The 12,948-nt window shown below is 46.1% G+C and carries 15 protein-coding genes and 1 pseudogene; 14 read left to right on the top strand and 2 right to left on the bottom strand.

Annotation, left to right across the window (positions count from 1 at the left end):
• Positions 1 to 154: 154 nt before the first annotated feature.
• From aspS to PCY71_RS04960, 6 genes are all read left to right on the top strand, one after another.
• Positions 155 to 1,891 (top strand): aspartate--tRNA ligase, encoded by a 1,737-nt coding sequence (aspS, locus tag PCY71_RS04985; protein ID WP_048772551.1) that lies wholly within the window; start codon positions 155 to 157, stop codon positions 1,889 to 1,891.
• 203 nt (positions 1,892 to 2,094) lie between these two features.
• Positions 2,095 to 2,397, top strand: a complete 303-nt coding sequence (gene gatC, locus PCY71_RS04980) for an Asp-tRNA(Asn)/Glu-tRNA(Gln) amidotransferase subunit GatC (protein WP_048772555.1) — start codon at positions 2,095 to 2,097, stop codon at positions 2,395 to 2,397.
• Entirely contained in the window at positions 2,397 to 3,863 is a 1,467-nt protein-coding gene (gene gatA, locus PCY71_RS04975) for an Asp-tRNA(Asn)/Glu-tRNA(Gln) amidotransferase subunit GatA (protein WP_048772558.1), read from the top strand. The genes gatC and gatA overlap by 1 nt, the downstream gene beginning before the upstream one ends.
• Positions 3,863 to 5,296 (top strand): Asp-tRNA(Asn)/Glu-tRNA(Gln) amidotransferase subunit GatB, encoded by a 1,434-nt coding sequence (gene gatB, locus PCY71_RS04970; RefSeq protein WP_048772562.1) that lies wholly within the window; start codon positions 3,863 to 3,865, stop codon positions 5,294 to 5,296. Before gatA ends, gatB begins: the two co-directional genes overlap by 1 nt.
• A gap of 93 nt (positions 5,297 to 5,389) precedes the next feature.
• Entirely contained in the window at positions 5,390 to 5,746 is a 357-nt protein-coding gene (locus PCY71_RS04965; RefSeq protein WP_048772565.1) for a hypothetical protein, read from the top strand.
• A gap of 121 nt (positions 5,747 to 5,867) precedes the next feature.
• Entirely contained in the window at positions 5,868 to 6,914 is a 1,047-nt protein-coding gene (locus tag PCY71_RS04960; RefSeq protein ID WP_048772568.1) for a 2,3-butanediol dehydrogenase, read from the top strand.
• A gap of 103 nt (positions 6,915 to 7,017) precedes the next feature.
• Here the strand turns inward: PCY71_RS04960 and PCY71_RS04955 are convergent.
• A pseudogene (locus tag PCY71_RS04955) lies at positions 7,018 to 7,122 on the bottom strand (transposase); the annotation flags it as partial.
• A gap of 68 nt (positions 7,123 to 7,190) precedes the next feature.
• Complete coding sequence (locus PCY71_RS04950) at positions 7,191 to 7,817, bottom strand: TVP38/TMEM64 family protein (protein ID WP_002910419.1); 627 nt, start codon at positions 7,815 to 7,817, stop codon at positions 7,191 to 7,193.
• 134 nt (positions 7,818 to 7,951) lie between these two features.
• Here PCY71_RS04950 and PCY71_RS04945 point away from each other — a divergent pair, with 134 nt between their 5' ends.
• The 8 genes from PCY71_RS04945 to PCY71_RS04910 all read left to right on the top strand — a co-directional run bounded on the left by PCY71_RS04945 (position 7,952) and on the right by PCY71_RS04910 (position 12,948).
• A complete protein-coding gene (locus PCY71_RS04945) occupies positions 7,952 to 8,479 on the top strand; it encodes a YqeG family HAD IIIA-type phosphatase (RefSeq protein WP_032907201.1) in 528 nt (175 codons plus the stop codon).
• Positions 8,480 to 8,481: 2 nt separating this feature from the next.
• The gene (gene yqeH / locus PCY71_RS04940; protein ID WP_048772572.1) at positions 8,482 to 9,588 is read left to right on the top strand and encodes a ribosome biogenesis GTPase YqeH; all 1,107 of its coding nucleotides are present in this window, start codon (positions 8,482 to 8,484) and stop codon (positions 9,586 to 9,588) included.
• A gap of 107 nt (positions 9,589 to 9,695) precedes the next feature.
• The gene (gene yhbY / locus PCY71_RS04935) at positions 9,696 to 10,007 is read left to right on the top strand and encodes a ribosome assembly RNA-binding protein YhbY (RefSeq protein ID WP_008808453.1); all 312 of its coding nucleotides are present in this window, start codon (positions 9,696 to 9,698) and stop codon (positions 10,005 to 10,007) included.
• A gap of 28 nt (positions 10,008 to 10,035) precedes the next feature.
• Positions 10,036 to 10,668: a nicotinate-nucleotide adenylyltransferase gene (locus tag PCY71_RS04930; RefSeq protein WP_048772576.1), complete on the top strand. Its 633-nt coding sequence runs from the start codon at positions 10,036 to 10,038 to the stop codon at positions 10,666 to 10,668.
• A complete protein-coding gene (yqeK, locus tag PCY71_RS04925) occupies positions 10,665 to 11,264 on the top strand; it encodes a bis(5'-nucleosyl)-tetraphosphatase (symmetrical) YqeK (protein ID WP_048772578.1) in 600 nt (199 codons plus the stop codon). The genes PCY71_RS04930 and yqeK overlap by 4 nt, the downstream gene beginning before the upstream one ends.
• Positions 11,261 to 11,716, top strand: a complete 456-nt coding sequence (locus PCY71_RS04920; protein ID WP_048772581.1) for a cysteine hydrolase family protein — start codon at positions 11,261 to 11,263, stop codon at positions 11,714 to 11,716. The genes yqeK and PCY71_RS04920 overlap by 4 nt, the downstream gene beginning before the upstream one ends.
• A 57-nt stretch (positions 11,717 to 11,773) precedes the next feature.
• Positions 11,774 to 12,139, top strand: coding sequence for a ribosome silencing factor (gene rsfS, locus PCY71_RS04915; RefSeq protein WP_045772873.1), 366 nt, complete (start codon positions 11,774 to 11,776; stop codon positions 12,137 to 12,139).
• Positions 12,140 to 12,213: 74 nt separating this feature from the next.
• On the top strand, positions 12,214 to 12,948 hold the full coding sequence (locus PCY71_RS04910; protein WP_048772590.1) for a class I SAM-dependent methyltransferase: 735 nt from the start codon (positions 12,214 to 12,216) through the stop codon (positions 12,946 to 12,948).

The raw sequence follows: 12,948 nt of genomic DNA, 5'->3' as shown, positions 1-12,948 counted from the left end.
TAGGGCAGCGAATAACAGTGGTACCACGGCTTTCGTCTGTTTTAGAGACGAAAGCTTTTTATTTTGCAGTAGGTCAGGTGAAGACGATGGAAAACTGCGGTAAATATCCTGAACAACAGGGCGGAGCTACAAATTGATTTGAGAGGGAAAGAACATGAAAGAAATTTTTATCGGAAATTATGGTTTAGAGCAGGTCGGACAGACCATGACCGCAACTGGCTGGGTGGCCAATATCCGTAATCACGGCAAACTGGCCTTTATTGAATTGCGGGATCGCGAGGGCTTGCTTCAGGTCTTCGTTGGCGGTGAGATTGAAGATTTTGCTAAGTTGGAAGACATTGGCAAAGAGGATATCATTGCAGTGACGGGGCAAGTAGTTCAGCGGGAAGAGCGTTTTGTCAACAAGGTCATCAAGTCTGGTCAGATTGAGCTGAGGGCAGAGAAGATTGAGGTTATTGCTAGCAGCAAGGCCCTGCCTTTTGAGCTAGACCAACATGCCCATACTGGGGAAGATCTGCGTCAGAAATACCGCTACCTAGACTTGCGTCGTGAGAAGATGACACAGAACCTCAAACTTCGTCATCAGGTCACATCAACTATTCGGGAATATTTGAATGGTTTGGACTTTTTGGAAGTCGAGACGCCTTATCTGACCAAGTCAACTCCTGAAGGGGCTAGAGATTTCTTGGTGCCTAGTCGGGTCTTTAAAAATCAATTCTACGCGCTGCCGCAGAGCCCTCAGATGCTCAAGCAGTTGCTGATGGGAGCTGGCCTTGAGCGCTATTATCAGATTGTTCGTTGCTTCCGTGACGAAGACCTGCGGGGCGATCGTCAGCCAGAGTTTACCCAGGTGGACTTGGAGCTGAGTTTTGCCAGCGAGGAAGAAATCCGAGCTCTGGTTGAAGCCATGCTCAAGGCTGTTGTCAAGAAAACTCATGGTTTAGAGCTGACGGAAGATTTTCCGACTATCAGCTATGAAGAGGCTATGAGCCGCTTCGGCTCTGATAAACCAGATACGCGCTTTGGTTTAGAGCTGAAGAGTTTGACGGATTTGTGTCAGTCCAATGATTCGCTTCTCATCAAGAAAGCCTTGGACAACCAAGAGGAAGTGATGGGAATCTGTGTGCCAGATGCGGCTAGTACTTTTAGCAAGAAACAGCTGAGTCACTACTATCAGGAAATGAAGGAATTTGGCTGCAGTCGTTTGGCCAGTCTCAAGGTTGAAGATGGCCAGTTGGTTGGGGATTTGGCTAGCACCTTTGAAACTGAAAGTCAGGAGTTGCTGGCACGCTTTGAAGCCAAGGATGGCGACCTCATCCTGCTAGTCATGGCCAAGAAGCGCCGAGCTCGGGAAGCTTTGGGGCATCTGCGCCTAGAAGTCGCAAAAGCTTTGGATTTGATTGACCCGAGTTTGCTTCATTTCCTTTGGGTTGTGGATTGGCCGCTGCTGGAGTGGAATGAAGACCAAAACCGCTATCAAGCCATGCACCATCCTTTCACACAGGGAATCTTTGAAGATGGACAAGAGCCAGACCAATTCCGTAGTCAGGCTTACGACATCGTCTTGAATGGCTATGAAATTGGTGGGGGGAGTCTGCGGATTCATGATCGGAAGGCTCAGGAAGCTATGTTTGAGCTGTTGGGTATGAGCCGAGAAGACTATGAGCGGGACTTTGGTTTCTTCTTAGAAGCCTTGGAATACGGATTCCCGCCACACGGCGGCTTGGCTCTGGGCTTAGATCGTCTAGTTATGATCTTGGCTGGGGAAGAAAATATCCGGCAAGTCATCGCTTTTCCGAAAAATGGTACTGGCTTTGACCCTATGCTGGAAAGCCCAAGTTTGGTGGACCAAAGACAGCTTAAAGAACTGCATTTGGAATTGAAGAATTAGCCTGAAATATGGTAAAATGAAATGATGCGAATTCCTGAAGAATGGCAGGAAGAAGCTGAAGAAAAGAGCTAGCGGATGGCAAATAAATCAGCATCCCTGGCTTGTCAAAGTAAAGGTGAGCTGAAGCTTGGAAATAAATATATCATCTAGAAATTGTTATTTTCAGTCGCAAAAGCTCACATATCTTATGAAAGGAATCAGAGATGAAGATTACTCAAGAAGAAGTAAGTCACGTTGCTAAGCTGTCAAAATTGGCTTTTTCGCCAGAAGAAACTGCTGAGTTTGCGACGACCTTAACCAAGATTGTCGACATGGTCGAATTGCTCAATGAAGTGGACACGGAAGGAGTGCCTTTCACTTCCAATGTAGCTGCCAATATCAACTATATGCGAGAAGATGTGGCTCAGCCAGGCTGGAACTGGGAAGAGCTTTTCCAAAATGTACCTGAAAAAGAGCGGGGCTACATCAAAGTGCCTGCCATCCTAGATGACGGAGGAGATGCCTAATGACTTTTAATCACAAGACCATTGAAGAACTGCACGACTTGCTGGTCAAGAAAGAAATTTCTGCGGTAGAGTTAACTCAGGCAACTTTGGCGGATATCAAAGAACTTGAAGCGGCTGTGGACAGCTTCATTACTGTCAGCGAAGAGGAGGCTTTAGCTCAGGCTGCGGCTCTGGATGCCAAGGGAATTGATGCTGCCAATCTTATGAGCGGAATTCCGCTGGCAGTTAAGGACAATATCTCAACCAAGGGAATCTTAACGACGGCTGCCTCCAAGATACTCTACAATTACAAGCCGATTTTCGATGCGACCAGCGTGGAGAAGCTCTATGGTAAGGACATGATTATCGTCGGGAAGACCAACATGGACGAGTTTGCCATGGGTGGTTCCAGCGAAAACTCTTATTTTAAGACGACTAAGAATGCTTGGGACAGCAGCAAGGTTCCTGGTGGATCATCAGGTGGTTCAGCGACAGCTGTTGCCTCTGGTCAGGTTCGTCTGTCACTGGGTTCAGATACGGGTGGTTCTATTCGCCAGCCGGCTTCCTTTAACGGTGTGGTTGGTCTTAAGCCAACCTACGGTCGGGTTTCGCGTTTTGGTCTCATTGCTTTTGGTTCGTCTTTAGACCAGATAGGGCCTTTCTCTCAGACAGTTAAGGAAAATGCACAGCTTCTGAATGTTATTTCTGGTAATGATCCTAAGGACTCTACATCATCACAAGAAGCAGTGCCAGACTTTACCAGCAAGATTGGCCAAGACATCAAGGGGATGAAGATTGCCCTGCCTAAGGAATACATGGGTGAGGGAATTGACAGCAAGGTCAAGGAGACGATTCTGGCAGCTGCGAAGCACTTGGAAAGTCTAGGAGCCATCGTTGAAGAAGTTAGCCTGCCTCACAGCAAGTACGGCGTGGCAGTCTACTATATTATTGCTTCTTCTGAAGCCAGCTCTAACCTGCAACGTTTTGACGGTATTCGCTATGGCTACCGCGCAGAAGGCATTGAAAATCTAGAAGATGTCTATGTCAAATCTCGCAGCGAAGGCTTTGGTGAAGAAGTGAAACGCCGTATCATGCTGGGTACTTTCAGTTTGTCATCTGGTTACTACGATGCCTACTTCAAGAAAGCTGGTCAGGTTCGGACCTTGATTATGCAGGATTTTGCTAAGGTTTTTGAAACATATGACTTGATCTTAGGTCCAACTGCACCAACGGTAGCTTATGACTTGGGCAGTCAAAACCAAGATCCAGTGGCTATGTATCTGGCTGACCTGTTAACCATTCCAGTCAATCTGGCTGGCCTGCCGGGTATTTCAATCCCAGCTGGCTTTGCAGACGGCCTTCCTGTCGGCTTGCAGCTGATTGGGAACCACTTCGATGAAGCGACCATCTATCAGGCAGCCGCAGCATTTGAAGCGACGACTGACTACCACAAACAGCAGCCAGTTATCTTTGGAGGTGAAAAATAATGAACTTTGAAACAGTTATCGGACTGGAAGTCCATGTTGAATTGAAGACCAATTCAAAGATTTTCTCACCGGCTCCAGCTCACTTCGGTGAGGATCCTAATGCCAACACCAATATCATTGACTGGTCCTTCCCAGGTGTCCTGCCTGTTATGAACAAGGGTGTCATTGACTATGGTATCAAGGCTGCTCTGGCCTTGAACATGGATATTCACCAGAAGATGCACTTTGACCGCAAGAATTACTTCTATCCGGACAATCCAAAAGCCTATCAAATTTCTCAGTTTGATGAGCCGATTGGCTATAATGGCTGGATTGAGATTGAACTAGAAGATGGCACGACCAAGAAAATCCGTATCGAGCGAGCCCACTTGGAAGAAGATGCCGGAAAGAATACCCACGGCAGCGATGGCTACTCTTATGTGGACCTCAACCGTCAAGGGGTGCCGCTGATTGAGATTGTATCCGAAGCGGATATGCGCAGTCCAGAAGAAGCTTATGCCTATCTGACTGCCCTCAAGGAAATCATCCAGTACACGGGCATTTCTGATGTCAAGATGGAAGAAGGCTCCATGCGGGTCGACGCCAATATTTCCATACGTCCATACGGTCAGGAAGAATTTGGTACCAAGACTGAGCTGAAAAACCTTAACTCCTTCAACTTTGTCCGTAAGGGTCTAGCATTTGAGGAAAAACGCCAGGCAGAAATTCTACGCAGTGGTGGTCAAATCCGTCAGGAAACCCGTCGTTATGACGAAGCGACTGGCGAAACCTTGCTCATGCGGGTCAAGGAAGGTTCAGCGGACTACCGTTACTTCCCAGAGCCTGATCTACCTATCTTTGAGATTGAAGATGCTTGGATTGAGCAAGTACGCAGCAGTCTGCCGGCCTTTCCAAAAGAGCGCCGTGCCAAGTATGTGGGCGATTACGGCCTGTCCGATTACGATGCCAAGCAGTTGACAGCGACCAAGGCTGTGTCAGACTTCTTTGAAGCAGCTCTTGCCGCAGGCGGTGACGCCAAGGCTGTCTCTAATTGGCTCCAAGGAGAAGTAGCGCAATACCTCAATGCCGAAGGCAAGACCATCTCTGAGATTGAGCTGACACCTGAGAACCTGACTGAGATGATTGCTCTGATTGCAGATGGCACGATTTCCTCTAAGATTGCCAAGAAGGTTTTTGTCCATCTGGCTAAAAACGGTGGCTCTGCTAAAGAGTATGTGCAAAAAGCAGGCCTGATCCAAATCTCAGACCCTGCCCAGCTTCTACCTATTATCCAGCAAGTCTTTGCGGATAATGAAAAAGCTATCAATGACTATAAGGGCGGAAACAAGAATGCGGCCAAGTCCCTGATTGGTCAGCTCATGAAGGCTACTAAGGGCCAAGCCAACCCACAAGTAGCACAAAAACTGCTCAATGAAGAGTTGGAGAAATTATAGAAATAAGTAGAAAACCAGCCGTGAGGCTGGTTTTCTATCTTTTCTTTATCCATCGGTTGTGTTAAAATAATTAAAAAAACAAAGGAGTCTTTTATGTCGGAAATCAAAGTGAAACGTGGGACAGGTTTTGTAGGGATTATTGGAAAGTTTCCAATCTTTATCAATGATCAGAAAGTGGGCGCAATTAAGAATGGTGATGAGGCTGTCTTCCCTATTGAGGGGGAAGAAGCTGTTGTACGTGTAGGAGCAGCTCCTATGAAAACCAAGCCAGTGACAGTTAAAGCAGGACAAACCTTGCTGATTGAAACTAATTTTACTAATTTTTCCGTTTATTTGGTAACTTTAGTGGTTGCGCTTCTATTTGGCGGATGGCTCCGTGTGATTCTCCTGATTCTTTGTATTAGCTTCCTGTTCCTTCTGCCTTTTTACACGGCTAGAATTGCAGAATAAGTCTAAGACCAGCTGATGCTGGTTTTTTGTATGCTATTTTTTGAAAATGTAGTTAATCTTTTGACAAGATTTCTGAAAGGGTTTACAATAAAACTAACAAATTATAAAGCGAGGTATGTTTATGGCAAAAATGAATGCTGCGCGTTGGTATGGCGCTAAAGATGTCCGTATTGAAGAAGTGGATGTACCGGAAGTCCAACCGCATCAGGTCAAAATTGCGGTCAAGTATACAGGAATTTGTGGAACTGACTTGCATGAATATCTGGACGGACCGATTTTTATTCCGACAGAAACAGAGCACGTCTACTCTGGCCAGAAAGCGCCTGTAACTTTGGGACATGAGTTTGCTGGGGAAATTGTTGAGGTCGGCAGTGCTGTGACACGAGTCAAGGTTGGCGATCGGGTGACAGTTGAGCCCATTTTGGCTAGGCATAATCTTGTCGGTGATTATAATCTGGACCCTAATCTAAACTTTGTCGGTTTGGCGGCAGACGGTGGTTTTGCCAAATACTGTGTTTTGGACGGAGACATTGTTCACAAAGTTCCAGACAGTCTTAGCTATGAGCAGGCAGCCTTGACAGAACCTGCTGCTGTGGCTGTTTACGCGGTCCGTCAGTCAGCTCTTAAGACGGGCGATACTGCGGTGGTCTTCGGTTTGGGGCCAATCGGGCTCTTGATAGTTGAGGCTTTGCGGGCAGCTGGTGCCTCTAAGATTTATGGTGTTGAGTTATCTCCAGAGCGCCAAGCCAAGGCTGAGGAGCTTGGGGCCATCATTGTGCGACCAGAAGAAGGCGAAGACGTGGTAGCTGCTATTCAGCGTTTAACTGGTGGCGGGGCAGATGTGTCTTATGAAGTGACTGGGGTGCCGGTTGTGCTGGGACAAGCTTTGGCTGCTGTTCACAAGGCTGGAGAATGTATGGTAGTTTCTATTTGGGAGCGAGAAGCCAGCATCAATCCTAATGAATTTGCCATTCAAGAAAAAACGCTCAAGGGTATTATCGCCTATCGGCATATTTTCCCTAAGGTGCTGGAACTGATGGAGCAAGGTTATTTCTCTGCTGACAAGCTTGTGACTAAGAAGATTAAGTTGGAGGATATTGTGCAAGAAGGCTTTATCGAGCTGACTCAGGACAAGGCGCAGATCAAGATTTTGGTGTCGCCAGAATAAATCTTTGCTTAATCATGAGATGAAAATCAGTCAAAACTGGCTGATTTTTCTTTATGGTTTGTGCTGTAATAAGCAAAGATATAGAAAGAGGTTGGGATGTCAAAAGTTTTGAAAGGTTCATTTCATATTTTTCTGAAAGTCGCTTTAAGCTGATTCCTTGTTTTCTTAGTTCATAGATTCGAACTTTATCCTCATAAGTTAGTTTCATTTAAAAACACCCCAAAAGTTAGATTTTTTCTGTCTAACTTTTGGGGTGCGGTGCAATTCAACTTCTTTTTATTTGGAGACCATTTTCCAGAAAAAATCAATGATATAGGTCAATCCGTAGGTATAGATGACGAGAGTGATAGGCTTGCAGAGAAGGATAATCAGCATGTACTTTTTGAAAGTCATCTTGGTCAGGGCGGCCAGCATGCAGAGAAAGTCGGCTGGACTGATGGGCCAAATCATCATGAAAATAAAGAAGCGCTCAAAGCGGTTGCCCTTATCCAGCCAGCCGATATATTTATCATAAGTACGCTTGCTGACGACAGACTGGACAAAAGCCGGACCGTAGGTACGAGCTAGGTAAAATATAATAGCGCAGCCAATGACGATACCGATATAGTTATAAATGGTGCCGACGATATGGCCGTAGATGAAAACGCCAGCGACAGAGGTTAGGGCGCCAGGAATAATGGGCACGACCGTCTGCAGAATCTGTAGGAAGATAAAGAGGGGTGGCCCCCAGATACCCGCCTGCTGAATAAAGGCTGAGAGAGTTTCCTTGGATTGGAGGACGCCAGCGAAATAGGCCCAGAGACAAAAGGCCACCGTTCCTAGAGCGCCAATGGCGGACGACCAGTTGATAATCTTTTGCAAAAGAGGGGAAACAGCCTGCATCTGCCTGTTTTTTTCTGCCATACAAACCTCCAGAACATTTATACTATCACCACTATAATATCATCTTTTTTCCTTTTTGTAACACTTGAGGCTGTAAGTGCCAAAAAGCCTATTTTATGCTATAATAATGAGAATACGAATTTTTGGAGAGAGATGTGGCGATTGAAGATTATATGCCGGACTTTGCGGTCGAGGCAGTTTACGATTTGACAGTAGAGAGTTTGAAAAGACAGGGGATCAAAGCGGTTTTGGTGGATTTGGATAATACCCTGATTGCTTGGAATAATCCTGACGGGACCCCAGAGATGAAGAAGTGGCTCCATGATTTGCGGGATGCAGGCATTCGGATTATCGTGGTGTCCAATAATAACCAAAAACGGGTCAAGCGAGCTGTTGAAAAGTTTGACATTGACTATGTCTACTGGGCCATGAAACCCTTCACTTGGGGAATTGACCGGGCGCTCAAGCTTTTTCATTTTAAAAAAAAGGAAGTGGTCATGGTGGGCGACCAGCTCATGACGGATATTCGAGCTGCTCATCGGGCCGGAATTCGTTCGATTTTGGTTAAACCACTGGTTGAGCATGATTCTATCAAGACCCAGATCAATCGGGCGCGTGAACGCCGTGTGCTCAAAAAAATCACTGAAAAATACGGTCCAATTCAATACAAAAAAGGAATTTAAGCATGGAAGAACTTCTCTGTATCGGCTGCGGAGCCACTATTCAGACAGAAGATAAGGGCAAGCTGGGCTACACGCCTCAGTCAGCTCTAGAAAAAGGCTTGGAGACAGGTGAACTCTATTGTCAGCGCTGTTTCCGCCTGCGCCATTATAATGAAATCAGCGATGTCCAGCTGACGGATGATGACTTTCTGCGGCTTCTGCATGAGGTTGGAGATAGCGACGCTTTGGTCGTCAATGTTGTCGATATTTTTGACTTTAATGGATCGGTCATTCCTGGCCTGCCTCGCTTTGTCGCTGGAAACGATGTTCTCTTGGTTGGGAATAAAAAGGACATTCTGCCTAAGTCGGTCAAGGATAGCAAGGTGACCCAATGGCTGACGGAGCGGGCTCACGAAGAAGGCCTGCGTCCAGTCGATGTGGTATTGACTTCTGCTCAGAACAAGCAGGCCATCAAGGATTTGATTGACAAGATTGAGTATTGCCGCAAGGGACGTGACGTTTATGTGGTCGGCGTGACTAATGTAGGCAAGTCCACTTTGATTAACGCCATTATTCAGGAAATCACGGGCGATAAGGATATTATTACGACTTCGCGCTTCCCAGGCACAACTCTGGATAAAATTGAGATTCCTTTGGCAGACGGCAGTCATATCTATGATACACCAGGCATTATTCATCGTCACCAGATGGCTCACTATCTTTCTGCTAAGAATCTCAAATACATCAGTCCCAAAAAGGAAATCAAGCCCAAAACCTACCAGCTTAATCCAAATCAAACCCTCTTTTTGGGTGGCCTAGGCCGTTTCGATTTTGTGGCAGGCGACAAGCAGGGCTTCACAGCATATTTTGACAATGAGCTCAAGCTCCACCGGACCAAGTTAGAAGGTGCTAGTGATTTTTATGACAAGCATGTCGGCAGTCTCTTAGTACCTCCCGTTGGCAAGGAAAGGGAAGAATTTCCAGCCTTGGTCAAGCATGAATTTACCATCAAGGACAAGACAGATATCGTCTTCTCTGGTCTGGGCTGGATTCGAGTCAGTGGTCCTGCCCGAGTAGCTGGCTGGGCGCCAAAGGGTGTGGCGGTTGTCACTCGGAAAGCCATTATTTAATACTCAAGAAACCAAGGGGAATAAATCCCCTTAAAATAAGGAAGGAAAAGGCCATGAGCAGTGGGGAGACAAGCAAGTCCCAACTGACTCAGGCCTTATAGAAGAACATGACACTAACATCAAAACAACGCGCCTTTCTCAACAGTCAGGCACACAGTCTCAAACCTATCATTCAGATTGGGAAAAATGGACTCAATGACCAAATCAAAACCAGCGTCCGTCAGGCACTGGACGCACGAGAACTGATCAAGATTACGCTCTTGCAGAATACAGATGAGAATATCCATGAAGTTGCTGAGATTCTGGAAGAGGAAATCGGAGTGGATACGGTGCAGAAGATTGGCCGGATCTTGATTCTCTACAAGCAGTCCAGCAAAAAGGAAAATCGCAAACTCTCTGTCAAAGTCAAGCAAATTTAAGGAAAAATTTCTGTGGAGATGTCAGCCTATGGCTATTGAATTACTAACCCCCTTTACCAAGGTGGAATTAGAACCAGAAGCTAAAGATAAAAAACGCAAGCAGATTGGTATTTTAGGCGGGAATTTCAATCCTGTCCACAATGCTCATTTGGTCGTGGCGGATCAGGTCCGGCAACAGTTGGGCTTGGATCAGGTTCTGCTCATGCCAGAGTACGAGCCGCCCCATGTGGATAAGAAAGAAACTATTGATGAGCAGCATCGGCTGAAAATGCTGGAGCTGGCTATTGAGGGCATTGAAGGACTAGGGATTGAAACCATTGAGCTGGAGCGCAAGGGAATTTCTTACAGCTACGACACCATGAAGCTACTGACAGAGCAACATCCAGATACGGACTATTACTTTATCATAGGTGCGGATATGGTGGACTACCTGCCCAAGTGGTACCGGATTGATGAGCTGGTTGAGCTGGTTCAGTTTGTCGGTGTTCAACGACCGCGCTACAAGGCGGGGACTTCTTACCCTGTCATCTGGGTGGATGTCCCCCTTATGGATATTTCCTCCAGTATGGTGCGGGATTTTCTGGCTCAGGGACGGACTCCTAATTTCCTGCTGCCTCAGCCGGTCTTAGACTATATTGAGAAAGAAGGGCTTTACCTATGACCTATGAAAGCTATATCAGTATAAGCCGTGAGGCCTTGCTGTCTAAGATGGAAACAGTCATGCCCGAGAAGCGCCTGCGGCATTGTCTAGGTGTGGAAAAGGCTGCCCGTGAATTAGCGGAGCGCTTCAGTCTTGACGTCGAAAAAGCGGGTCTGGCAGGACTCCTACATGACTATGCTAAAAAGGTCTCGGACGAGGATTTTCTGGCCTTGATTGATAAATGTCAGCTGGATCCTGACTTGAAAAACTGGGGCAATAATATCTGGCATGGCATGGTGGGCATTTACAAGATTCAGGAAGATTTAGGCATCGAAGATGCAGAGATTCTCCGAGCCATCGAGATTCATACAGTGGGGAGTAGCACCATGTCTGAGCTGGACAAGGTGGTCTACGTAGCTGACTACATTGAGCACAACCGAGACTTTCCGGGAGTGGATAAGGCTAGAGAGCTGGCTCAACGGTCGCTTAATCAGGCTGTGTCCTACGAAACAGCAAGGACAGTAGAGCATTTGGCTCACAAAGGAATGCCCATCTATCCGCAGACCTTGGAGACTTATAATGCCTTTGTAGGATATTTGAAGGAAATAGAAGAATGAAAACAGCTCTAATCATTATAGATGTGCAAAATATCTTAGTGGAGACAGGTTTTCAGTCTGATAAAATGATGGATAAAATTTCCTTTTTGCAGCATCAGGCTAGGAGTAAAGGTGCCGAAATTATCTATATTCAGCATATTGAAAATCCAGAAGATAGTGCATTGGAAGATTGGCAGCTGTCTCCTCTCTTGAATCGAAAATCAGACGAAAAAGTCTTTCAGAAGAAGTATAATAGTATATTTAAAGAGACAGATTTGAAGGATTACTTGGATAAAGAAGATATTGGTCGTCTAGTTTTATGTGGAATGCAGACAGAATATTGTGTAGATGCATCAGTTAAAGTTGGATTTGAATTTGATTATAAACTTGTCATTCCAGAAGGTGCTTTTACAACTTTTGATGGAGAAGAGGCTTCGGCAGAAAAAATAAATACTTTTTACCAAAAAATTTAGGACGGACGTTTTGCGGATGTTCTAGACTACAAAAACATTTTTAATTAAAGAGGAACTATGAAAGAACAAGAATTATTGGAACTGGTCGTGAAGGCGGCCGATGAAAAGCGTGCAGAAGATATTGTAGCTTTGGACTTGCAAGGTCTGACTACTGTGACAGATTACTTTGTCATCGTCAGCTCTATGAACAGTCGTCAGCTGGATGCAGTAGCTGAAAATATCCGTGAGAAAGCTGCTGAAGCAGGTGTTTCTGCTGGCCATGTTGAGGGAGACGCAGCTGGCGGCTGGGTGCTCTTAGACTTGGGCGGCGTGGTCGTCCATGTCTTTTCAGAGGAAATGCGGGCGCATTACAATCTGGAAAAACTCTGGCACGAAGCAACTGGTGTGGATGTTGCAGCCTTATTGGAAGAAAAAAACAAGTGATTTTTTGCCCTTAGGCAGAAAGCAGAATTCGGCTCAGTCAGCCTGCTGGCTGGGCTGTTTTTGAAAGGAAAAGTATGGCAACTTATGAAACCTTCGCGTCGGTTTACGATGCGATTATGGATGATTCTTTGTATGAAAAGTGGACGGATTTCAGCCTGCGTCATTTTCCCAAGGATAAGAAAAAGCTGCTGGAGCTGGCCTGTGGAACGGGCATTCAGTCTATTTATTTTAAGCAAGCTGGTTTTGATGTGACGGGGCTGGATCTGAGTCAGGAAATGCTGGAGTTGGCAGAAAAGCGTAGCAGAGAGACTGGTTTGGACATTCCCTTTATACAAGGGAATATGCTGGATTTGAGTGGCGTCGGTCAGTTTGATTTGGTGACTTGTTATTCGGACTCGATTTGCTATATGGAAGACGAAGTCGATGTCGGTCAGGTTTTCATTCAAGTCTACCAGCATCTAAATGAAGGGGGCCGCTTTATCTTTGATGTGCACTCGATTTACCAGATTGACGAGGTTTTTCCAGACTATTCTTATCATGAAAATGCTGAAACCTTTGCTATGGTCTGGGATTCTTATGCGGACGAACCGCCTCATTCCATCGTGCATGAGCTGACCTTCTTTGTCCAAGACGAAGATGGGCGCTTCACGCGCCATGATGAGGTGCATGAGGAGCGGACCTATGAGATCCTGACCTATGATATCTTGCTGGAGCAGGCTGGCTTTAAGAATGTCAAGGTTTATGCGGACTTTGAGGACAAGGAGCCGACTGACAAGAGCGTTCGCTGGTTCTTTGTGGCGGAGAAATGA

The sequence above is a fragment of the Streptococcus sp. SN3 genome (assembly GCF_030439905.1).
The sequence above is the reverse complement of the archived record's forward strand: the minus strand, read 5'-3'. Positions and strand labels throughout refer to the sequence as shown.

What these genes read in the sequence shown, in the direction of transcription:
- aspS (WP_048772551.1), top strand. Translation starts at nt 155, where the DNA reads ATGAAAGAAATTTTTATCGGAAATTATGGTTTAGAGCAGGTCGGACAG.
- gatC (WP_048772555.1), top strand. Translation starts at nt 2,095, where the DNA reads ATGAAGATTACTCAAGAAGAAGTAAGTCACGTTGCTAAGCTGTCAAAA.
- gatA (WP_048772558.1), top strand. Translation starts at nt 2,397, where the DNA reads ATGACTTTTAATCACAAGACCATTGAAGAACTGCACGACTTGCTGGTC.
- gatB (WP_048772562.1), top strand. Translation starts at nt 3,863, where the DNA reads ATGAACTTTGAAACAGTTATCGGACTGGAAGTCCATGTTGAATTGAAG.
- PCY71_RS04965 (WP_048772565.1), top strand. Translation starts at nt 5,390, where the DNA reads ATGTCGGAAATCAAAGTGAAACGTGGGACAGGTTTTGTAGGGATTATT.
- PCY71_RS04960 (WP_048772568.1), top strand. Translation starts at nt 5,868, where the DNA reads ATGGCAAAAATGAATGCTGCGCGTTGGTATGGCGCTAAAGATGTCCGT.
- PCY71_RS04950 (WP_002910419.1), bottom strand. Translation starts at nt 7,817, where the DNA reads ATGGCAGAAAAAAACAGGCAGATGCAGGCTGTTTCCCCTCTTTTGCAA.
- yqeH (WP_048772572.1), top strand. Translation starts at nt 8,482, where the DNA reads ATGGAAGAACTTCTCTGTATCGGCTGCGGAGCCACTATTCAGACAGAA.
- yhbY (WP_008808453.1), top strand. Translation starts at nt 9,696, where the DNA reads ATGACACTAACATCAAAACAACGCGCCTTTCTCAACAGTCAGGCACAC.
- PCY71_RS04930 (WP_048772576.1), top strand. Translation starts at nt 10,036, where the DNA reads ATGGCTATTGAATTACTAACCCCCTTTACCAAGGTGGAATTAGAACCA.
- yqeK (WP_048772578.1), top strand. Translation starts at nt 10,665, where the DNA reads ATGACCTATGAAAGCTATATCAGTATAAGCCGTGAGGCCTTGCTGTCT.
- PCY71_RS04920 (WP_048772581.1), top strand. Translation starts at nt 11,261, where the DNA reads ATGAAAACAGCTCTAATCATTATAGATGTGCAAAATATCTTAGTGGAG.
- rsfS (WP_045772873.1), top strand. Translation starts at nt 11,774, where the DNA reads ATGAAAGAACAAGAATTATTGGAACTGGTCGTGAAGGCGGCCGATGAA.
- PCY71_RS04910 (WP_048772590.1), top strand. Translation starts at nt 12,214, where the DNA reads ATGGCAACTTATGAAACCTTCGCGTCGGTTTACGATGCGATTATGGAT.